21 protein-coding genes are annotated in these 19,916 nt (G+C 71.1%); 12 read left to right on the forward strand and 9 right to left on the reverse strand.

Annotation, left to right across the window (positions count from 1 at the left end):
• Positions 1 to 1,723 (reverse strand): beta-ketoacyl synthase N-terminal-like domain-containing protein (locus ACIA8N_RS34990; RefSeq protein WP_365782863.1); only part of this gene is annotated, 1,723 nt, incomplete at its 3' end.
• 272 nt (positions 1,724 to 1,995) lie between these two features.
• On the opposite strand from ACIA8N_RS34990, the gene ACIA8N_RS34995 reads away from it, so the two are divergent.
• From ACIA8N_RS34995 to ACIA8N_RS35025, 7 genes are all read left to right on the forward strand, one after another.
• A complete protein-coding gene (locus ACIA8N_RS34995; protein ID WP_030222816.1) occupies positions 1,996 to 2,376 on the forward strand; it encodes a nuclear transport factor 2 family protein in 381 nt (126 codons plus the stop codon).
• Positions 2,377 to 2,439: 63 nt separating this feature from the next.
• The gene (locus ACIA8N_RS35000) at positions 2,440 to 2,865 is read left to right on the forward strand and encodes a nuclear transport factor 2 family protein (protein ID WP_365782865.1); all 426 of its coding nucleotides are present in this window, start codon (positions 2,440 to 2,442) and stop codon (positions 2,863 to 2,865) included.
• Between the two features lie 192 nt (positions 2,866 to 3,057).
• Positions 3,058 to 3,687, forward strand: coding sequence for a ScbR family autoregulator-binding transcription factor (locus ACIA8N_RS35005; RefSeq protein WP_359212196.1), 630 nt, complete (start codon positions 3,058 to 3,060; stop codon positions 3,685 to 3,687).
• A complete protein-coding gene (locus ACIA8N_RS35010; RefSeq protein ID WP_365782868.1) occupies positions 3,687 to 4,436 on the forward strand; it encodes an alpha/beta fold hydrolase in 750 nt (249 codons plus the stop codon). The genes ACIA8N_RS35005 and ACIA8N_RS35010 overlap by 1 nt, the downstream gene beginning before the upstream one ends.
• Positions 4,433 to 5,317, forward strand: coding sequence for a metallophosphoesterase (locus ACIA8N_RS35015; protein ID WP_365782870.1), 885 nt, complete (start codon positions 4,433 to 4,435; stop codon positions 5,315 to 5,317). Before ACIA8N_RS35010 ends, ACIA8N_RS35015 begins: the two co-directional genes overlap by 4 nt.
• 67 nt (positions 5,318 to 5,384) lie before the next feature.
• Positions 5,385 to 6,080 (forward strand): 4'-phosphopantetheinyl transferase superfamily protein, encoded by a 696-nt coding sequence (locus tag ACIA8N_RS35020; protein WP_365782872.1) that lies wholly within the window; start codon positions 5,385 to 5,387, stop codon positions 6,078 to 6,080.
• Between the two features lie 54 nt (positions 6,081 to 6,134).
• The gene (locus tag ACIA8N_RS35025; protein ID WP_365782874.1) at positions 6,135 to 6,320 is read left to right on the forward strand and encodes a hypothetical protein; all 186 of its coding nucleotides are present in this window, start codon (positions 6,135 to 6,137) and stop codon (positions 6,318 to 6,320) included.
• A gap of 61 nt (positions 6,321 to 6,381) precedes the next feature.
• Here the strand turns inward: ACIA8N_RS35025 and ACIA8N_RS35030 are convergent, their stop codons facing one another.
• The gene (locus ACIA8N_RS35030; RefSeq protein WP_365782876.1) at positions 6,382 to 6,870 is read right to left on the reverse strand and encodes a pyridoxamine 5'-phosphate oxidase family protein; all 489 of its coding nucleotides are present in this window, start codon (positions 6,868 to 6,870) and stop codon (positions 6,382 to 6,384) included.
• A 352-nt stretch (positions 6,871 to 7,222) separates the two neighbouring features.
• Between ACIA8N_RS35030 and ACIA8N_RS35035 the strand changes: the two genes are divergently transcribed.
• Positions 7,223 to 9,385: a BTAD domain-containing putative transcriptional regulator gene (locus ACIA8N_RS35035; RefSeq protein WP_365782878.1), complete on the forward strand. Its 2,163-nt coding sequence runs from the start codon at positions 7,223 to 7,225 to the stop codon at positions 9,383 to 9,385.
• A gap of 113 nt (positions 9,386 to 9,498) precedes the next feature.
• Here the strand turns inward: ACIA8N_RS35035 and ACIA8N_RS35040 are convergent, their stop codons facing one another.
• Positions 9,499 to 11,085, reverse strand: coding sequence for an aminotransferase class III-fold pyridoxal phosphate-dependent enzyme (locus ACIA8N_RS35040; RefSeq protein ID WP_365782880.1), 1,587 nt, complete (start codon positions 11,083 to 11,085; stop codon positions 9,499 to 9,501).
• Between the two features lie 199 nt (positions 11,086 to 11,284).
• On the opposite strand from ACIA8N_RS35040, the gene ACIA8N_RS35045 reads away from it, so the two are divergent.
• Genes ACIA8N_RS35045 through ACIA8N_RS35055 form a run of 3 tightly spaced genes read left to right on the forward strand, consistent with a single transcriptional unit; the run spans position 11,285 to position 14,782 of the window.
• On the forward strand, positions 11,285 to 11,821 hold the full coding sequence (locus ACIA8N_RS35045; RefSeq protein ID WP_365782882.1) for a flavin reductase family protein: 537 nt from the start codon (positions 11,285 to 11,287) through the stop codon (positions 11,819 to 11,821).
• Positions 11,818 to 13,005: an ATP-binding protein gene (locus ACIA8N_RS35050; protein ID WP_365782884.1), complete on the forward strand. Its 1,188-nt coding sequence runs from the start codon at positions 11,818 to 11,820 to the stop codon at positions 13,003 to 13,005. Before ACIA8N_RS35045 ends, ACIA8N_RS35050 begins: the two co-directional genes overlap by 4 nt.
• 22 nt (positions 13,006 to 13,027) lie before the next feature.
• Entirely contained in the window at positions 13,028 to 14,782 is a 1,755-nt protein-coding gene (locus ACIA8N_RS35055; RefSeq protein WP_365782886.1) for a biotin carboxylase N-terminal domain-containing protein, read from the forward strand.
• Positions 14,783 to 14,822: 40 nt separating this feature from the next.
• Here ACIA8N_RS35055 and ACIA8N_RS35060 read toward each other — a convergent pair whose 3' ends face one another.
• Both ACIA8N_RS35060 and ACIA8N_RS35065 read right to left on the reverse strand, forming a co-directional pair.
• A complete protein-coding gene (locus ACIA8N_RS35060; RefSeq protein WP_365782888.1) occupies positions 14,823 to 15,146 on the reverse strand; it encodes a replication initiation protein, RepL2 in 324 nt (107 codons plus the stop codon).
• Positions 15,143 to 15,631: a MarR family transcriptional regulator gene (locus ACIA8N_RS35065; RefSeq protein ID WP_365782890.1), complete on the reverse strand. Its 489-nt coding sequence runs from the start codon at positions 15,629 to 15,631 to the stop codon at positions 15,143 to 15,145. Before ACIA8N_RS35065 ends, ACIA8N_RS35060 begins: the two co-directional genes overlap by 4 nt.
• Positions 15,632 to 16,374: 743 nt before the next feature.
• Here ACIA8N_RS35065 and ACIA8N_RS35070 point away from each other — a divergent pair.
• The gene (locus tag ACIA8N_RS35070) at positions 16,375 to 17,403 is read left to right on the forward strand and encodes a tetratricopeptide repeat protein (protein WP_365782892.1); all 1,029 of its coding nucleotides are present in this window, start codon (positions 16,375 to 16,377) and stop codon (positions 17,401 to 17,403) included.
• 58 nt (positions 17,404 to 17,461) lie between these two features.
• Here ACIA8N_RS35070 and ACIA8N_RS35075 read toward each other — a convergent pair whose 3' ends face one another.
• From ACIA8N_RS35075 to ACIA8N_RS35090, 4 genes are all read right to left on the reverse strand, one after another.
• Positions 17,462 to 17,941 (reverse strand): replication/maintenance protein RepL, encoded by a 480-nt coding sequence (locus ACIA8N_RS35075; RefSeq protein ID WP_365782894.1) that lies wholly within the window; start codon positions 17,939 to 17,941, stop codon positions 17,462 to 17,464.
• Positions 17,938 to 18,381: a hypothetical protein gene (locus ACIA8N_RS35080; RefSeq protein WP_365782896.1), complete on the reverse strand. Its 444-nt coding sequence runs from the start codon at positions 18,379 to 18,381 to the stop codon at positions 17,938 to 17,940. The genes ACIA8N_RS35075 and ACIA8N_RS35080 overlap by 4 nt, the downstream gene beginning before the upstream one ends.
• An 893-nt stretch (positions 18,382 to 19,274) precedes the next feature.
• Complete coding sequence (locus ACIA8N_RS35085) at positions 19,275 to 19,589, reverse strand: 4a-hydroxytetrahydrobiopterin dehydratase (RefSeq protein ID WP_365782898.1); 315 nt, start codon at positions 19,587 to 19,589, stop codon at positions 19,275 to 19,277.
• 1 nt (position 19,590) lies between these two features.
• Complete coding sequence (locus tag ACIA8N_RS35090; RefSeq protein WP_365782900.1) at positions 19,591 to 19,803, reverse strand: hypothetical protein; 213 nt, start codon at positions 19,801 to 19,803, stop codon at positions 19,591 to 19,593.
• Between the last annotated feature and the right edge of the window lie 113 nt (positions 19,804 to 19,916).

Raw genomic sequence — 19,916 nt, forward strand, 5'->3', positions numbered from 1 at the left:
ACGCCGCCGCGAACGCCGGAAACGACGCGTACAACTCCTGCGCCATCCCGACCCGCTGCGCACCCTGACCCGTGAAGAGGAAGCCGAGCCGGCCGTCCCGTACGTGTCCGGTGACGACTCCGGCGCCCGGTGTGCCGTCCACGAGGGAGTCGAGGCCGGCGAGGTAGGCGTCCTTCCCGTCCGCGAGGACGACCGCGCGCTCGTCGAAGGTGGTGCGGGTGGTCAGCAGGGACCAGCCGAGGTCGGCGGTCCCGGCCTCGCTCGTGGCGGCGAAGGCGCGCAGCTTCGCGGCCTGGGCGCGCAGCGCGTCCGCGTCCCGGCCCGTGAGGATCCAGGGCAGTACGGCCAAGGAGGCGTCCGGGGCGTCCGCGGCGTCCACGGTGGCCGGCCCCGCGTCCGCGGTCTCCGGGGCGGGCGCTTCGGTGAGGACGACGTGGCAGTTGGTGCCGCCCATGCCGAAGGAGGAGACGCCCGCGACCAGGGGGCGGTCGGGGTGCGGCCAGGCGGTGAGTTCGCGCGGCACGGAGAGGCCGAGGCCGTCGAGGTCGATCGCCGGGTTCGGGGTCTCGAAGTTGAGGCTCGCGGGGATCTCGCGGTGCGTGAGGCTGAGAAGGGCCTTGAGCAGGCCGACCATGCCGGCGGCGCCCTCCAGGTGCCCGACGTTGGTCTTGGCCGAGCCGACGAGCAGGGGGTCGCCGGGCGCGCGGTGGGAGCTGAAGACGTCGCCGAGGGCGCCGGCCTCGATCGGGTCTCCGACGGGGGTGCCGGTGCCGTGCAGTTCGACGTACTGAACATCGGAGGGGCTAATTCCGGCCTTTTCGTAGGCCTCGCGGACGACCTCGCGCTGGGCCTCGCGGCTGGGCACGGTGAGTCCGGGTGTGGCGCCGTCGTTGTTGACCGCGCTGCCCCGGATGACGCCGTAGATCCGGTCGCCGTCGGCCTCGGCGCGGGCCAGGGGCTTCAGGATGACGGCGCCGCCGCCCTCACCCCGTACGAAGCCGTTGGCGCGGGCGTCGAAGGTGTAGGCGGTGCCGTCCGGGGAGAGGCCGCCGAACCGCTCCTCGGTCACGGCGCTCTCACCGAGGATGTTGAGGTTGATGCCCGCGGCGATGGCGGTGGTGGACTCGCCCGACCGCAGGGACTCGCAGGCCAGGTGGACGGCGACGAGCGAGGAGGACTGGGCGGCGTCGACGGTGAGGCTCGGCCCGCGCAGGCCCAGGTAGTAGGAGACGCGGTTGGCGATGACGCCGCGGTTGAGGCCGGTCATGGAGTGCTGGGTGATGACCTGCTCGCCGTACTGGTTGGCGAGGCTCGTGTAGTCGTCGCGGAGGGTGCCGACGAAGACGGCGGTACGGGAGTCGCGCAGCCGGGCGGGGACGACGCCGGCGTCCTCCAGGGCCTCCCAGGCCAGTTCGAGGACGAGTCGCTGCTGCGGGTCCATGGCGGCGGCCTCGCGGGGCGAGATCCCGAAGAAGGCGGCGTCGAAGTCGCCGATGCCGTCGATGAATCCGCCGCGGCGGACGCCGGATCCGGCGGGGGGTTCCGTGGTGTCCCAGCGGCCGGGCGGCACGTCGGTGATCGCGCCCGTGCCGCCGTGCAGCAGCTGCCAGAAGTCGGCCGGGCCGAAGGCCATGGGGAGCCGGCAGGACATGCCGATGACGGCGATGGCCTTGTCGTCGCCTCGCGACGCCCGGCTCTCCACAGAATTGCGATTAGTCGTCATGGCGCTCGGCTGCCCTTTCCAGACTGATTTCGAAGCGGCCTGAGTATCCCGGATATGGAACCCCGCATTGTCGACCCTAAGTCTCGTCGGCCCGTTTCCTCTCAATACCGGCTCATGCACGGGTAACCGTGCGTTTCGGCCATCAGGTGGCCGGTCCGTTACCTATCGGTGGGCGGCCGGTGAGCATCGACCCGTTAAGTTCAGGACAGATCTGCGTGAAACTCCTCGTATTCCCGGGTGCCATGCCGGAAGAAAGCAGGAATGGTCTCGCCATGAGCAATCTCACCAGCGATGTCGAAAAGCACACCGCGCTGTACGAAGCGGCCTTCAACGCCGGCGACGTCGACGCCGTGAACGCGATGTACACCGACGAGGCCGTCGCGGTCTGGGAGCCGGGCAAGCCGCTCACGGGCCAGGCCCGGAAGGACTCCGTCAAGGAGTTCCTGGCTCTCAAGCCGAAGATGAGCGCCAAGCCGCGTCAGACGTTCGTCACGGGCGACACCGCGCTCCTGATCGTCGACTGGTCCATAGCGACGGTCGACGAGTCGGGCGACCCCGAGCTCCTCACGGGCGTCGGCGTCGACGTGCTGCGCAAGGGGGACGACGGCAACTGGCGCTACGCCATCGACGACCCGTACGGCGAGCAGAACTGACCGCTCCCCGTCGTGCCAGGCTCCGCAGCCATCCCCTGACCAAAGAAAGTGGTGTCGCAGACCATGAGCATTCCCGGTATCACGGTCGACTTCGATGTCGACAACCCGGATCTGACCGGCGACTCGGACACTCAGAACGAGATCTTCATCCAGCTGTTCAATTCCGGTGACGGCGCCCTGTTCGACCTCCTCTACCGCGATGACGCGATCTCGAACTTCTCCGGCTCGCCGCTCACGGGGAAGGAGCGCACGGAGTTCTTCAAGGAATTCCTGGCGCCGAAGCCGTTCCTCAAGGCCGAGATCACGCACGCGTACGTGGCCGGCGACGTGGCCCTGATCGGCGTGAAGTTCAGCGTCGACAGCACGGGCCCCGACGGTGAGCCCGTCCGCATCGAGGGCAACTGCACCGACGTGCTCCGCCTCGGCGAGGACGGCCGGTGGCTGATGTCCATCGACCGTCCGGTCGCCGGCACCCTGCTGCCCCAGTAGGGCCCCCTTCTCCTGGCCTGCCCGGTCCTTCCCCCGCCCGGGCAGGCCAGGATCCGGACTCTCGCGCTCCGGCTGGGTGGTTCTTTCAAGACGCCCTTCCTGTCGGGCGATAGCAAACCGCAAGCGCGGTTCATTACGCTGGACGTTCTTGAGGGGCCGTCAGCAGAGTCCCCAGGCATCCACGGAGTGCACATGGCTAAGCAGGAACGCGCTGTTCGTACACGCGAGGCGCTCCTCCGCTCCGCTGCGGAGATCTTCGACACCGACGGATTCGTGTCGGCCTCGCTCTCCGCCATCTGCAACCGGGCCGGAGTGAGCAGTGGCGCCCTGCACTTCCACTTCGCCAGCAAGGGGGCACTGGCGGACGCGATCGAGCAGGCGGCCGAGCAGCGGCTGCGACTGATCACCGGCCCCGACCCGGGCGCCGACGAGCGGTCCGAGGCGTCCCCTGCGGACGTCGACCCGATCCAGAACCTCGTCGACACCTCAAGGCGGCTCTTCGACCAGCTGAACAACGATGTCGTCCTGCGCGCCGGGTTCACCCTCGGCTGCGAGCCCTCGTGGCAGAGCCGGGTCGACCTGCACGGCCAGTGGCGGGACTGGATCGAGTCCGCGCTGCGGCACGCCTCGGACCTGGGCGCGCTCGCCGACGGCACCAAGCCGGAGGACGTCGTCACGGTCGTCGCCGCGTCCACCGTGGGCTTCGAGGCGCTCGGCCGCAAGGATCCCGCCTGGCTCTCCCAGGAACGGCTGGGCCAGTTCTGGCAGTTCATGCTCCCCCGTCTGGTGCCGCCGGGTACCGGCCCGCAGAAAGGGACGTAATGGATAGCACGTGGTTCAGGCGCTTCGGGCCGGCCCCCGAGGGCCGCATGCGGTTGGTGTGCTTCCCGCACGCGGGCGGCGCGGCCAGCTCGTTCCTTCCCCTGTCGCGGGCGCTCGGCGGGCGTCTCGACGTGCTGGCCGTCCAGTACCCGGGCCGTCAGGACCGGCGCCGCGAGGAGCCGTACAACGCCATCACCGCCCACGCCGACGCCCTCGCCGAGGCCCTTTCGCCGCTGACCGACGAGCCGTACGCCCTGTTCGGGCACAGCATGGGCGCGGTCCTCGCGTACGAGACGACCCGCCGGCTCGCCGCGGCCGGACGGCCGGGGCCGCGCAGGGTCTTCCTCTCCGGACGCGGAGCGCCCTCCAGGCTGCCCAACGCGCACGACCGGCTCGGCAGCGACGCCGAGATCCTGGCCGCGGTGCGCGGCCTCGGCGGCACCGGCCACGCCGTGCTCGACGACCCCGAGCTGCTCGACATGGTGATGCCGGCCCTCCGCGCCGACTACGGCGCCCTCGGCACATACACCTGGGACGGCGGGCCCCCGCTCGACTCCCCCGTCACCGCCATCGTCGGCGACGCGGACCCCGTGGTGGCGATCGACGAGGCGGCGGCCTGGCACGACCACACCACCGGCGACTTCGGTCTCGAGATCCTCCCCGGCGGTCACTTCTACCTGGACGACCGCACCGCCGACGTCTGCGAGATCATCACGAACGGCCTGCTCGCCGCGGGCTCGGCGGCGTGACACCGCCACCCCCTGACGGCCCCTCCCCCACCGGCAGCCTGCTGGCCGTCAGCGACCTGCACGTGCGTTACGCGGAGAACCGCGCCGTCGTCGAAGCGCTGCGGCCCTCATCGGACGAGGACTGGCTGCTCGTCGCCGGCGACGTCGGCGAACACATGGCGGACGTCGAATGGGCCCTCGCCACGCTCGCCGCCCGCTTCCGCAAGGTCGTCTGGGCGCCCGGCAACCACGAGCTCTGGACCCCGCCGGACGACCCGGTCCAGGCGCGCGGCGCCGCCCGCTACGACGCCCTGGTGCGCCTCTGCCGCGACCTGGGCGTCACCACCCCCGAGGACCCGTACCCCGTGTGGCGGGGGCCCGGCGGGCCGGCGGCGGTCGTCCCGCTCTTCCTCCTCTACGACTACAGCTTCCGGCAGCCCGGCGTACGCACGGCCGAGGAGGCGCTGCGGCGCGCGGACGAGGCGGGGGTCGTCGCCACCGACGAGTTCCTGCTCCACTCCGACCCGTACCCCACGGTCGCGGACTGGTGCAGGGCCCGCGTCCTGCGCACCGCCGAACGCCTGGCGGCGCTCCCCGCCGACCTGCCGACCGTGCTCGTCAACCACTTCCCCCTGGTGCGCGAGCCCACCGAGGTGCTGCGCTACCCGGAGTTCGCCCTGTGGTGCGGCACCGAGTCCACCGCCGACTGGCCCGTCAGGTACCGGGCGGCCGCCGTCGTCTACGGGCACCTGCACATCCCGCGGCTGATCCGGAAGCAGGGCGTCCCGCACCACGAGGTGTCGCTCGGCTACCCCCGCGAATGGCGCCACCGCTCGACCGCACCGGGCCGCCCCGTACGGATCCTGCCGGCCACGGCACCGGACGCGGGGAGGCCGTGGTGATCGTCACCGGGGACGGGGGGCCCGTCGTGACCGCGTCGCCGAGCCCGGGGAGCACGGGGAGGCAGGCATGATCGCGTCGCTGCTGCCCCCGCGGGCCGCCACCGCCGAGCTGTTCCACGACGTGCCCGAGCCGCTCGGTCTCTTCCCCGAGGAGGAGCGGGTCGTGGCGGGGGCGGTCGCCTCCCGCCGCAGGGAGTTCGCCTCGGTGCGGGCCTGCGCCCGCCGGGCGCTCGGCAGCCTCGGGCTGCCGCCGGCGCCGCTGCTGCCGGGCCCGCGCGGAGCGCCCCGGTGGCCGGACGGCGTCGTCGGCAGCATGACGCACTGCCAGGGCTACCGGGCGGCCGCGGTGGCCCGTCGCGCCGACCTGGTGGCGATCGGCTGCGACGCAGAGCCGAACGCGCCCCTGCCCTCCCCCGACGTGCTCGAACTCATCTCGCTCCCCCAGGAGCGGGTCTGGCTGCGCGAACTCGCCGCGCGGCGGCCCGGCGTCTCCTGGGACCGGCTGCTGTTCAGCGCCAAGGAGAGCGTCTACAAAACCTGGTTCCCTCTCACCGGGCGGCCTCTGGACTTCGACGAGGCCGTGATCACACCCGATCCGTCGGCGGGCACCTTCCGCGCCGAACTCCTGGTCCCGGGACCGGTGGTCGACGGCGTCCGGATCACCGCCTTCGACGGACGGTGGCGCGCGGGGAACGGGCTGGTGGTGACCGCCATCGGCCTGCGCCCCGCGCAGCACACGACGTCCGGCCCCGGCCCGGCCTGATCCGGAGGACAGGCCCTGGCGCCGGATCCGATCCCCCACCGACGACCGGAGGACATGATGCGCGATCTGTACGAGCCCGATGTCGACCATGCGTTCCCCGAGGCGCTGCTCCATGTGCTCCGCGAGGGCCACGCCCTCCCCGAGGCGCTGCGGCGCACCGTGTTCCACCCGCCGCTGCAGCTCGCCGGCTGCGACGACGAGCGCCCCGGCGAGACGCACATCGTCCGCGGCATCGACTGACCGCGGCATCGGCTGACCGCGTACCGGGGGCTCAGCGCTCGGACGTCCGCGTACCAGCGATTCAGCGCTCGGACTCGTCCGTCCACATGCGGCTGGACAGGTCCGTGCCGCGCAGCACCTGGACCCGCCACGGGTCGATGCGCAACACGTGGTACTCGGGGTCGGTGGGCCCGCCGCGCCAGAAGTTGCGGGGGTCGTAGCCGACCCCCGGCGGGCTCCCCTTGCGGTAGAGCTCCCAGGCATACTGCCGGATCTCCGGTTCCGGGGCCCACGTCGTGACGCTGTCGACGAAGACCGCGTTCTGCCGGGGGTTCCAGTACGAGTACGTGGTGTGCGGGTTGTTGGCCAGATGGGCCGTCTTGACGGGCGTCCGGTGGACGGCGAGCCAGCCGACCGGCCGGCCGTCGACGACCTCCCAGACCGGCAGCAGGACCCGGGCCCTCGGCCGGGACCTCCTGTCCACGGTGATCATGGTGCAGTAGACGATGTCCCTGACGTAGTCGAAGAATTCCCCCTCGATCTCCGAGAATGTCTCCACCTTGACGGCCATGGCGATTCCTTCGGACAGGCTGAGGGGGGTTGAGTGTGGGCCGGGGGGCGCCTCACGGATCAAGCATGCAGCAGTCCCGCCGTTCACGGAACCACGCACTTTCAGGTCAGTGAGTTATCCAGGGGATACCGTCCCGCGGACCTCCCGATACCCTCCGCGCGCGCCCGAACGCGCTTACCAGACGGGCGGGAAGGACTTCAAGGGGACCTCAAGAAGCCCCTGCCATACTTCGAGCCGAATCCTCCGACCGGGGCGACTCGGGCCATCTGATGCTCCAAGAATTTCCACTCCGATTCGGGTCGGAGAGCCATTCGATGAGAGGGAATGTTCTGTTCCCGGAGAGCGGGGGGCTATGCAGTTCGGATTGCTGGGGCCTTTGGAAGTGACGGCCGAGGGGGAGCCCGTTCCACTCGGGGGGACGAAGCAACGGGCGACCCTGGGCTATCTGCTGCTGCGGACCAACCGGGTCGTCGCCGCCAGCGAGCTCGTGCAGGCGTTGTGGGACTCCGACGACGCCCCGGTCACGGCCCGGAAGATCCTGCACAACGCGATCTGGGGACTGCGTTCGATGCTGGCCTCGTTACCCGCCCCGGTGCTCGGGAACCCGCCGGCCCTGGTGACCCGGACCCCGGGCTACGTTCTGCGCGTCGACCCCGACCACCTCGACCTGTCCGTCTTCCAGCGGCGCGTCTCCGAGGGGCGGGCGGCGCTCGCCGCCGACGCCCCCGAGACGGCCGCGCAGCTCCTGCGGGAGGGCCTCGACCTGTGGCGCGGCCCGGTCCTCGCCGACCTCGCCGAGTCGGGCTTCGCCTGGCCGGAGATCGAGGCGACCCGCAGGACCCGCCTCGACGCCCTCGAGGATCTCTTCGACGCCGAACTGGCGTGCGGACGGCACCACTCGGTGATCGGCGACCTGACGACGCTCGTCGACACCGAGCCGCTGCGCGAACGCGCCTGCGGCCAGCTGATGATCGCCCTCTACCGCTGCGGCCGCCAGGCCGACGCCCTCAACGTCTACGACCGGGCCCGCTCCGCCCTGGTGGACAACCTCGGCCTGGAGCCGGGGCACGGCCTGCGGATGCTTCAGCGCTCGATACTGACCCACGACGCCGCACTGACCCAGGAGGTCGGGTGGCCCGTGATCCGCAGGTCCTCCACCACCCTGGCCCCGGCGCCGTCCGAGACGCCGCAGCCGGCCCCCGTACCCGCGGGACCGCAGGACGAGCCCCGGCCGGCCCCCGCGCCGGCCCGCACCGGCGGCGCGCCCACCACGGTGACCCAGCGCATCGCCGTGACCGCCGTCCTCGTGAACGTCCGCCACAACGGCCTCGACGACGCGGCCCCCGGCGAGATCAACAGCACGCTGTGCAGCGCCGAGGACGTCGTCGGCCAGGTCGTCGAACGGTTCGGCGGTACGGTCACGGCCTCCATCGGCTCCGTCTCGCTCGCCCTCTTCGGGGTGCACGGGCCCCGCCACGACGACCCCGAGCGCGCCGTACGGGCCGCGCTCACCCTGAGGGAACGGTTCGCCGACGACCAGGAACCCTCGCTGCGGGCCGCGGTGACCACCGGTCAGGCGCTGATACGGCTCCGCAGCGGCGCCGAAGGGGCGTCCCCGCTGACGGCGGCGGGCTCCGTCCTCGACGACGGCAGGACCCTGCTCACCCGGGTGCCCGAGGGCGAGGTGTGGATGAGCGGCGCCACCCGGCGCGCCACCGGCACCGCGGTCGTCGCCCGGCCGGCCGGGGACATCCCGGACGCCTGGCAGGCCGTCTCCCTCGCCCGGCAGGAGACCGGCGGCGTCCCCGACCGCGCCTACGAGCTCGGCGTGCTCAACGGCCTGCTCGACTGGGCCAGGAACCGCTCCGTACCGCACCTGGTGACGGTGCTCGGCGCGCCCGGCGTCGGCAAGTCCCACCTGCTGCGGGAGTTCGGGTACAGCATCGCCCGGCAGCCCGAGACCACCGGCCGGATCCTCGTCGCCCGCGGGCCGACCGCGCAGGACGGGCCCGAGACGATGCCGGGACAGATCCTCGCCGAGTACAGCGGGATTCTGCCGGGCGACCCGGCGCGCGTGGTGCGGGAGAAGCTCACGGCGGCCCTGTGGCGGCTGCCGGTCACCGAGGAGCGCCGGGGCAGACTGCGCCGGACACTGCTGCCGCTGCTGCCGGGGATGCCGGCGCCGCAGCAGGTCAGGATGCCGGAGGTCCTGGCGGTGTGGAGCGAGTTCCTCGCCGTGGCCGCCGCGCTCGAACCGCTGGTCGTGGTCCTCGACGACGTGCACCGCGCCGACGACGCGCTCCTCGACCGGCTGGAGCAGCTCGCCGACGGGGCCGGGTCCGTGCCGCTGATCGTCGTCGCCACGGCCCGGCCGGAACTGCTCGAACGCCGCCCCGGCTGGGGCGGCGGACGGCGCCGGGTCTCCACGCTCACGCTGCTGCCGCCGGCGAACCACCCCCCGGCCGCCGTGCAGGCGGCGCGGAAGGCGGCCCTGGCGAGCCCGGTCGGGGTCTGATCCGGTCGGAGCCAGATCCGATCGGGTCTGATCCGATCGGGTCTGATCCGGCCGGGCGGGGGCCGGGACCCGGTCGGGGCCCGACCCGCGTACCCCGTCGGGGCCCGGCCCGCTCAGACCTCGGCGGCCGTCCCGGTGAGACCGGCCCCGTCGTGGGTGCGGAAGAGCAGGCAGGCGCCCCGCAGTCCCCCGTCGAGCTGCTCGATCTCGGCGTCGGTCAGATACAGCGAGGGCTCGAACCGCAGGGTGTTCACGGCGCTCGCGGTCGGGAACGTACGGATCCGGTGCTCGCGCATCAGATAGCCGGCGACCGAGTAGCCGAGCAGCGGCGCGGCCTCCCGGATCGTCTCGGAGCCGGAACCGGACTGGTCGTGGAACTCCAGACCCAGCATCAGGCCCCGCCCCCGCACGTCCTTCACCACGTCGGGGAAGTCGGCGCGTACGGCCTCCAGCATGCCGAGCAGCTTCTCGCCGCGCTCGCGCACGGTCCGGTACGCGGCGCCGTCATCGGCCTCGAGCATCTCCAGGACCTTCCTGGAGATGGAGCACGAGAAGGCGTCCTTCGCGAAGGTCGAGCTGTGCACCAGCTCGAATTCGGAGCGGTAACGGGACTGGCGGGTGAGCATGACGGACGTCTTCGCTATTCCGCCGCCCAGGCTCTTGGCGAGCGCGTAGTAGTCGCCGCGCAGGCCCATCGCCGAACTCGCCAGGAAATCACCGCTGCGGCCCATTCCGCTCTGCACCTCGTCCACGATGACGGGGCAGTCGACCTCGGCGCACGCCCGCTGGATCTCCTGGGCGAATTCGTCGGAGAGGACGCGAATGCCGCCCTCGCCCTGAATGGGTTCCAGGACGAAGGCGCAGAACACCGGGGAGTTCCGCTCGGCCACCGAGACCGTGCCGCCGTCGACGACCAGGTCGAACACGGTCGCCCGCTCGCTCTCGAGGACGGCCTTGAGGGCCTGCGCGCTGCCGGCCGGGATGAACCGGGCGGGCGTCGCGAGCGCGGCGAACGGCGCCCGGTAGCCCTCGTTGTGGGTGAGCTGGACGCTGCCGACCAGCTTGCCGTGGAAGCCGCCCTCCAGGGTGAGGAGAACGGGCGGCCGGCCGGTCTGCTCGGCGTTGCGCCGCTCGATCTCGGCCGCGAGCGCCTCGAAGCCCGCCGCCCCGTCCCGCGCCTCCACGCCCACCAGGCGGTACGCCTCCGCCGCCACGGCCGCCCCGCCGGCGACCGCGGCACGGGCGGCGGCCAGGTTCTCCGCAAGGCGTGAGCGGAGCTCGGCGAGCCGGAGCCCGCGGTCGAGCTCGGCGTGCTTGACGGCCGCCTCGACCGCCTCCGCGCCGGTGTTGGCGAAGATGGCGGAGTAGTTCTCGTCCGTGCCCAGTTCCCGCTGGAGGATCCGGTTGAGCGCGACGGCGACGTCGTTCGCGTACGGATGGCGGGAGAACTGCGCGTGCACCGGCGTCTGGGACGCGATCAGCCGCTGCGCGTACTCCGTGATCTCCGGATGGTTGTGTCCGAGGATCAGCGAACCGTACCCGCCCGCGAAATCGAGGACGGGAATCTCCTCGCCGCTCTCCCCGAGGTAATAGAGAGTATTTCCCTCGGCCCGTACGTAATCGACGTCGAGTCCGAGTGAAGCCAGCCATCCGAGCAGATACGGTTCCGCGAGCTGCGGATCAGCAGAGACGGTATTCATGCCACCCCTCACCAAATAGTGCCCTGACCGAAACGCCCAGATCCTACCCACGGGGAAGTAACCCCCCATGAACACCCGCTCACGAGACGGTAATCCTCCGCTCCTCCGCGCACTGCTGAGCGGACAGTTACTCGACGGTTCCTGACCCGCGGGACGCCGCCCTTACATTTCTTCCCATGGATTACATGAAAGGCGCGGCATGAATTCCGTATCCACTGACGTCGCCATTTCGCGGGGGCCCGCGGCGAATCCCGCCCCCCTGCGCGAGGTCATGTCCCTGTTCGCGACCGGTGTCACCGTGCTGTCCGTCGGCGGGGAGCACATCCACGGCATGACGGCGAACGCCTTCGCGTCGGTCTCCCTCGACCCGCCGTCCGTCCTGTGCTGCATAGCGCACAACGCGGTGATGTACGAGGCGATCACGAAGGCCGGGCACTTCGGCGTCTCCATCATGGAGGCCGGCCAGGAGGGCCTCGCCCGGTTCTTCGCCGACAAGAAGCGGCCCCTCGGCCCCACCCAGTTCACCGGCGTCGACTGGGTGGAGGGCCCCCAGACGGGCGCGCCCCTCCTGAGCGGGTCCATGGCCTGGCTGGAGTGCGAGGTCTCCGCCGCCTACGAGTCGGGAGACCACACCGTCTTCATCGGCGACGTGGTCGGAGCGAGCCGCGGCGAGGCCGAGGACGCACTGCTCTTCTTCAACGGCGCGTTCCAGCGCGCGGACTCCCCATCCCGATGACCGCCCCCACGGTCGGCGGCTGGGAGTCCGTCATCGGCCCCGGTTTCGCCGAGGCCCTGCAGCAGGGGCTCGTCCGTGTGGCGAAGCAGGCGTCCCCGGGGCCGCCCCCCGCACACCAGCTCGTCCCCAGGATGCCGGAGAGCGCCCCCCAGGGGCCCGGTCCCGCCTACCTGGACGCGGTGCTGCGCCGCTTCGAGTCGGCGCTGCCCGCGATCCTGACCACGACGGAACGCTGGGACAGCTCCGTACGCCAGGCGCTGAACGACCGGGCACGCGCCGTCCTCACCGCCGCCTTCGGCACCGGCACCGGCATCGGCCCCGGCATCGGCAAAGGCGCCGACCGGGAGTCCGTGGCGGTGTCGTCCGTCGCGCCGGCGCAGCTCGCGCCGCACCACAGCGCGGCGGTGTCGGTCCTGCTGATGGAGTGCGCCGTACTCCAGATGCTCGAGAGCGGCCGCCTCGACGAGGGGTCTGTGCGGGCCCTCGCCGAGGCGGTCCGCCGGGCCGACGAGAACGGCGGCCCGGTGGAGCAGGCCGTGTGCTGCTGGCAGGAACAGCGCCGGATCTCCCGCGAGCTGCACGACGCCGTCGGCGACGACGTCGCCGCGGCCCGGGTGGCCCTGGAGGACTGGGACGAACTGCCGCAGCGGGTCGCCGCCGAACGGATCGCGGTCGCCCGCGAAGCGCTGCGGGCCACGGACGCGCAGCTGCGCGCCCTGGTCGGCGGCGTACGGGAGCGGTCGACGGTGCCGCCGCTCGACATGGCGCTGCGCGCGTTCGCCGCCGAGGCCGCCCCGGCCGGGGTCCGCGTGACCGTCAAGGTGACGGGCGACGAGGGCCTCCTTCCCGACGTACGGCGCCGGGATCTGTACCTCACGGTCCGTGAGGCGCTGCGCAACAGCTTCACGCACTCGGGTGCTGGGCGCGTGAAGGTCTCCGTACGGTCCACCCGCTGGTGGGCGTACGCGAGTGTGGAGGACGACGGCCGCGGCTTCGACGTCGATCGGGTGCTGCGGCCCGGCCATCCCCATCAGGGGTTCCGTTCCATGGCGGAGCGGATGGAGGACGCCGGCGGCCGGCTGACCGTCAGCAGCTCGCCGGCCGAGGGGACCCATGTGGAGGCCCACCTGCCGCTGCGACCGCACCGGCACGGATCGGCACGCATATGGGCCGCCCGAATATGAGACACAGGTGTGAGGAGCCGTCGTGCGCAAGGTCCTGATCGCCAACCGTGGCGAGATCGCTGTCCGTGTGGCCCGTGCCTGCCGGGATGCCGGCATCGGCAGCGTGGCCGTGTACGCCGAGCCCGACCGGGACGCCCTGCACGTCCGGGCCGCCGACGAGGCGTTCGCCCTGGGCGGTGACACCCCGGCGACCAGCTACCTGGACGTGGCCAAGGTCCTGGAGGCGGCGCGCGAGACGGGCGCCGACGCGGTGCACCCGGGCTACGGCTTCCTGTCGGAGAACGCGGAGTTCGCGCAGGCCGTCCTGGACGCGGGCCTGACGTGGATCGGCCCGCCGCCGCAGGCGATCCGTGACCTGGGCGACAAGGTCGCGGCCCGTCACATCGCGCAGCGCGCGGGCGCCCCGCTCGTCGCGGGCACCCCCGACCCGGTCTCGGGCGCCGACGAGGTCGTCGCCTTCGCGGAGGCCCACGGCCTGCCGATCGCGATCAAGGCGGCCTTCGGCGGCGGCGGCCGCGGCCTGAAGGTGGCCCGCACGCTGGACGAGATCCCGGAGCTGTACGACTCCGCAGTCCGCGAGGCGGTGGCGGCCTTCGGCCGGGGCGAGTGCTTCGTCGAGCGCTACCTCGACAAGCCCCGCCACGTCGAGACCCAGTGCCTGGCCGACACCCACGGCAACGTCGTCGTCGTCTCCACCCGAGACTGCTCACTCCAGCGCCGCCACCAGAAACTGGTGGAGGAGGCCCCGGCGCCGTTCCTGACGGCCGACCAGACCGCGGAGCTGTACGCGGCGTCGAAGGCGATCCTGAAGGAGGCCGGCTACGTCGGCGCCGGAACGGTCGAGTTCCTGGTCGGCACCGACGGCACGATCAGCTTCCTCGAAGTGAACACCCGCCTGCAGGTGGAACACCCGGTGACCGAAGAGGTCACGGGCATCGACCTGGTCCGAGAGATGTTCCGCATAGCCGACGGCGAGGAACTGGGCTACGGCGACCCGGAGATCCGGGGACACTCCTTCGAGTTCCGCATCAACGGCGAGGACCCGGGCCGCGGCTTCCTCCCGGCCCCCGGTACGGTCACCCTCTTCCAGCCGCCGACGGGCCCGGGCGTCCGCCTGGACGCGGGCGTCGAGTCGGGTTCGGTCATCGGCCCGGCATGGGACAGCCTCCTTGCCAAACTGATCGTGACGGGCGCGACCCGCGAGCAGGCGCTCCAGCGCGCGGCCCGCGCCCTGGCGGAGTTCAAGGTGGAGGGCATGGCCACCGCGATCCCGTTCCACCAGGCGGTCGTGGCGGACCCGGCGTTCACGGCGAACCCGTTCCGCGTCCACACGAGGTGGATCGAAACGGAGTTCGCGAACGACATAGCACCCTTCACCCCCGCCGGCACGGACACGGACGAGGACGAGTCGGACCGCGAGACGATCGTGGTCGAGGTCGGCGGCAAGCGCCTGGAGATCTCCCTCCCCGCCTCCCTCGGCATGACCCTGGCCCGCCAGGGCATCGCGGCGGGCGCGAAACCGAAGCGCCGCGCGGCCAAGAAGTCGGGCCCGGCCGCCTCGGGCGACACCCTCGCCTCCCCGATGCAGGGCACGATCGTGAAGATCGCGGTCGAGGAGGGCCAGGAGGTCGAGGAGGGCGACCTCATCGTCGTCCTGGAAGCGATGAAGATGGAACAGCCCCTGAACGCCCACAAGTCCGGCACCGTGATCGGCCTGTCAGCGGAAATCGGCTCGTCGGTCACCTCAGGCGCCCCCCTCTGCGACATCAAGGCCTGAGCCCCCCGGTCGGCGGGCGGCCACCGCCCGCCGACGGCGGCTACCCGCCGACGGCGCGAAGGTGGCCGCCGGCGCGGCCACGTTCCTCCTCTATACGCGGGTCGAGGGCGTAGATCCTCACCTGTCCGACACTGCCGACCTCCCGAAGCCAGCCGAGGGCGACGAGTTCCTTCCGAGTCCGGGAGAACACGGGAGCCGTCATACCGAGCAGCTCCGCCATCTCCGTGGCCTTCACCATGACCCCACCGTCGGCACGCTGCTCCGAAGCGGCGTACTCGAGGACGACGAGACGCTGGTTCGGGGTCAGCACCCGGCCGGTCCGTCTGAGCAGGTACAGGACGTCCTCGCGGTCGTGGATCCTCATGACGCATCACCCTTCGTCTGCTTCTTCACCCGGCGCTCGGCCGGGGTTCCCACCTGGACGGCAGGCGGGTTCCACTCCTTGACGGCCTCCCGGTGAGCGAACCCCGAGCCGATGAACGCCAGGTGCGGGTTGGTGCGGTAGAACGTGGTCCTGCCGATACCTCCTGCCTCGACCAGGAGGCGGGACGCCTTGAGCATCTTCACGGTGCGGCCGAGGGCATCAGGACTCATACCCATCTCCTTGGCGACATCGGCACCGGTCATCTGAACGGGCCCCTGCGCCTCCTCCGTGGCGAACCAGTACCAGACCAGCACACGGAACTCCCGGTCACTCAGCCCCGATCCCTTGGAGGCGAGCTCGCGGCCCCGGCGGATTCCCACGTTGATGTGAGGCCCGTCGAAGGCGTACGGCGCCTGGGGGATCTCCTCCATCTCGCCCGTGGCCGGATCCACGAACGCGAGGACCCTCCCTCTCGCTGCCGCCATGAGGCCCCCCGAATCGCCCGTCGCTTACCAGAAAGGTCATTACCAGTTTGGTAAGCGACCCTCCCGCACGAACTGATCGCTTACCCCCACAGTAATTACCAAAATGGCAAGTGATCCGATCCTGGAATCGGGATGATCCGATCCTGGGATCGGGTTACCCGCTCCCAGGATCGGGTTTCCCTACTCACGGATCGGATCGCCTCGGGCGTTTTCGCAGGTCAGCGCCCTGCGGGGGCTGCGCGCTCTTCATACATGGAAACCACCGCAACCACGGCGGCTTCCCGTGGCGCGTGCGCTCCACTCACAACAAGCTCCCGGCGGCGCTTCGCTCCAAGCTCGCCCGCCACCCGGACGACATGTCGCGAGTGGTCATCGAACGAACCCTGGGGTTCCCTCAATGTCGCCTGGCGTCATGTCCGTCCGTCGGACTCGTGTCGTCACCGCCCGCCGTCGAAGCCGCTCCGGCTCGCGGTGGCCGGCCGCCGGTCGATGAGCAGGGTGGCTGATGCCGCACGTGGCTCAGGTGACCTCCTTGCGGCCGTCGTCGAACCTCCGCGCCGTCGCGGCTGGCTTTCGGTGGCTCGCGTCCAAGCGGGCCCACCGAACGCGCCCGTTGAGTGGGACATCAGAAGGCCGGGGTCTCGGACTCGACGCACGCTCGGCCCAGGCCACCGAATCCTCCGCGCCCACGAGGTTCGACATGGATACCGTGGCGTCAGTAGTCCAGTTGGGGCAGGAGCGACGTGCTTCGGCGGAACTTCATCGCCGCGACGAGCGCATACGCCCTCGGCGCTCTGAACCTGCCCGACGCCGAGAGCGTCACTCGCCGGGCGAACAAGGCCGGCGCCGGCCGGGTCGGCGCCGGTGAGGTCGCCGCCGTCCGGCAGATGACGAAGGGCCTGGGCGACGCTGCGGCCGAGCTGGGCGGCGGCCACGCCCGGCACCTTGCCGTGCGCTACCTCGTCCAGGACGTCGGACCCTGGCTGAACGGCACCTACACGGAGCAGACGGGCCGGGAGCTGTTCGCTGCCTCCTCCCAGCTCGCCCACCTGGCCGGGTGGATGGCCCAGGACGAAGGGAACGAGGGCCTGGCTCAGCGGTACTACGTCCACGCCTACCGCCTGGCCGCCGAGGCCGGCGCCCCGGAACCGGCCTCGACCGCCCTGCGCGGTCTGGCCGTCCAGGCGATCGGCCTCGGCCCGAAATCCCACGCCGTCGCTCTGCGCCTGTCCGAACGGTGCGTCGAGGAGGCCAAGAGCCTCGACGACCCGCGGGCCGTCTCGTATTACCAGACCACCCTCGCGGACGCCGTCGCGCTCGACGGCGATCGCCGGCTCGCGATCCGCGCGCTCACGGCGTCCCAGACCGCCATCGAGAAGATGCCGGAGGCGCCGCCTGGCGAATCATGGGCATCGCACTTCAGCATCGGCCGCTGGGCCCACCACTCCGGCATGATCCTCGCCCGGCTCGGCGACCTGGACGCGGCGACCGAGCACCTGCGCCAGGCCCTGGACATCCACGGGCTCGACCGCCGCCGCAGCCGCGCGATCGTCCTCGCAGACCTCGGCCAGGTCCACCTGCGCCAAGGCGACATCGACGCCGCACTGTCCACCTGGACGGCATTCGTCGACTGTGCGGACGGCATCCGCTCCGTGAAGATCGCCGAAGCCGCGAACGACATGGCCGTACGCCTCGACCGGTACACACACATTCCGGAGGCGGCCGACCTCCGACAGCGGGGACGCTCCCTCCTGCCGGAAACAGCGGTCTGAACAGACGCCCCGCCATGACGGGGCCCGGGCTCAGCATGGAGCGGGCCCCCTCGGGCCCTCAGCCCGCGAGCCTCAGGTTCGGCCGCTGCTCCTGGGGAGCCGACGCCTCCTCACCACCGTCCGGGTCCGGGTCGAAACCCGTGCCGGTCCGGGGGTCGGAGACACGGCGCCGGATCGTACGCTCGGGGAAGGTGACAGGCCAGATGTACGTGGAAGGGTCGGCCAGATGGTTCACCATGTGGGCTGTCGACTCGTACGCTGCGAAGAGCGGGTTGATCAGGATGACGCCGCGCTTCGTGCCCTGAGGATGGACGAGGCCGCGCTCCTTCAGCTCGTCGAGCGCGCGCGACACCGTCGATTCCGTGAGCCCCAGACGCTGGGAGAGGTCCTTCTGCCGCAGCCGGACTGTCCCGGCGTACTCCTGGCGGCTCTGCAGTATGTTCCAGACCTTCGTTCCGGTCTTGGTGAGCTCTGCGTCAGCCATGTTCTCGAAGTAGTCCGGGTGCCGGACGCCGCTGGTGCGCACAGGCTCGGTCATGACTGCCGCCTTCCTCGCGGGATCTCGATCGTACGGTTCTGCAGCTCGGCTCCCATTGTCGCAATGAGCCGATGATGCTTGTCGCTCCGGAACCGGTATGCCGCCAGCGGGTTGAGCTGGATGACCTTCTTCCGGGCGGGCCAGGCAAGGTTGTGGCCGTCGAGCTGCTTGAGAGCCTTGCTCAGCGCCCCCTGTGAACACTCCAGTTCGTCGGCGAACTCGGCCTGGGTCCCATGGACTTCCCCCTCCTCGTCATGCGTGCCCACGAGGAAGGTGAAGAGGCGCCCGGCGGTGGCGGACATCTTGAACCGGTGAAGGTTCAGCCACAGGTCGTGGTCCATGTTGATGTGCTGCTTCGAAGGAAAGCCGTACGAACGCTTCCGGCCGTCGAAGGAGACCATGCCACCGGACTGGGAGACCCGGTCCAGTGCTTCGACCATCGCCCGAGCGCGGTCTGTCGGCTCCGGCGGCAGCGCGGGAGCAGGCAGCACGGCAGTGGCGTGCCGACTCCTGGTGGGAAGCGGTGGAGTATTCCTCTGCCGCGCTGGTGCAGCCAATGACCTGCCCCTCCCTGGTTGCTCAGTAGCCAGATCTTAGCAAAAACGGCAAGAATTGCAGGTTGGGCAGGGCGAGGCTTGCCCCTTGCTCAATATTCCGCTACAGGAATATTGCGAGGGTCCGAGAGCCGTCAAATATTCCTCCTGGAGGAATGCTCTGCCTGGCACCGTCGCAGGTCAGAGGCATGCGCCCTGCGGACTCCTTCTGTAAGACACGGACCACCGCCGACGTGGTCACCGACGGACTCCGGGGTTCCCTCGATGTCGCCTGGCGTCATGCCGCTCAGCGACATATATCGGCACGCTGGGATGCCGATCAACCACAGGAGGCCGTACGCCGGACTCGTGTCGTCACCACCCGCCGTCGAAGCCGCTTCGGCTCGCGGTGGCTGGGCGCCGGTCGATGAGCAGGGTGGCTGATGCCGCACGTGGCTCAGGTGACCTCCTTGCGGCCGTCGTCGAACCTCCGCGCCGTCGTGGCTGGCTTTCGGTGGCTCGTGTCCAAGCGGGGTCCACCAAGATCGCCCGTTACCTCTGACAACATGTCGTGCCCGCCGCAGCCCTCGCCCCGTCGTTGGCGATCTCGCCGACGTCCATGGCCCTGCCGTCCGCCGAGGCCCCTCGACCGCTGAAGACTCGTCCTTGTCGACGCCAACGGAGGCGGCCGATGACCATCCCGCCCCCGTCCGCCCCGGCTGCCGTCGAGCAGTCCGCCCGCTGAACACCGCGCGCCTTCCGCCTTCGGGCGGAGGGGCGGGCTTCGTCGTGTCCCTGGGTCAGTCGAGCGGAAGAGACTGGTGCGCCGCGACGATCGCGTCGATCCGCTGCGCAAGGTCGAAGTCTGCCGCGGTGAGCCGGTACCCCGCGTCGTGTGTCGTGATGGCCGCCCGCAGGTGGTCCATCCGCAGGTCCAGGTCCGCATGGTGCTGAATTCGCCGCGATCGGTCCGCGATGGTCACGATCGCTGCCACGGCCGCGTGATACCGGATCGGGTACGTACGACTGATCGTGTCCCCATCGCGCTCCCACCCCGGCACACCAGCCAGTGCGGCCGCGATCTCCGTCTCGGTCAGCGGCTCAGGCACGCCCATGTCAGCTCCCCTCGGTCACGGGCGCCAGGGCCTCGGTGAGGTCCCGCCCGACCGGGGCGGGATGCCATGGCTGCATGGCCCGCTTCAGGGTGGCCAGTTCACGCCGCATCCGCGCAGATCCCGTCTCGACGGCGATCACCGCAACATCCCGGGCGATCGCGACGGCCTGCTCCGGTTCGCGCGCGGTCGCGGACGCCGTCGCGTGCCGAGCCATGTAGACCCCGCGGTCCCGTCGTGCCTCTTTGGGGACGACGCCGAGCACCTGCCCTCACAGGGCGCTCGCTTCGGCGCCGAGGCCGAGCCGGCCGTAGCAGGTGGCGCGCTGCA

This window comes from Streptomyces sp. NPDC051822 (assembly GCF_044452745.1).
GTDB lineage: Bacteria > Actinomycetota > Actinomycetes > Streptomycetales > Streptomycetaceae > Streptomyces.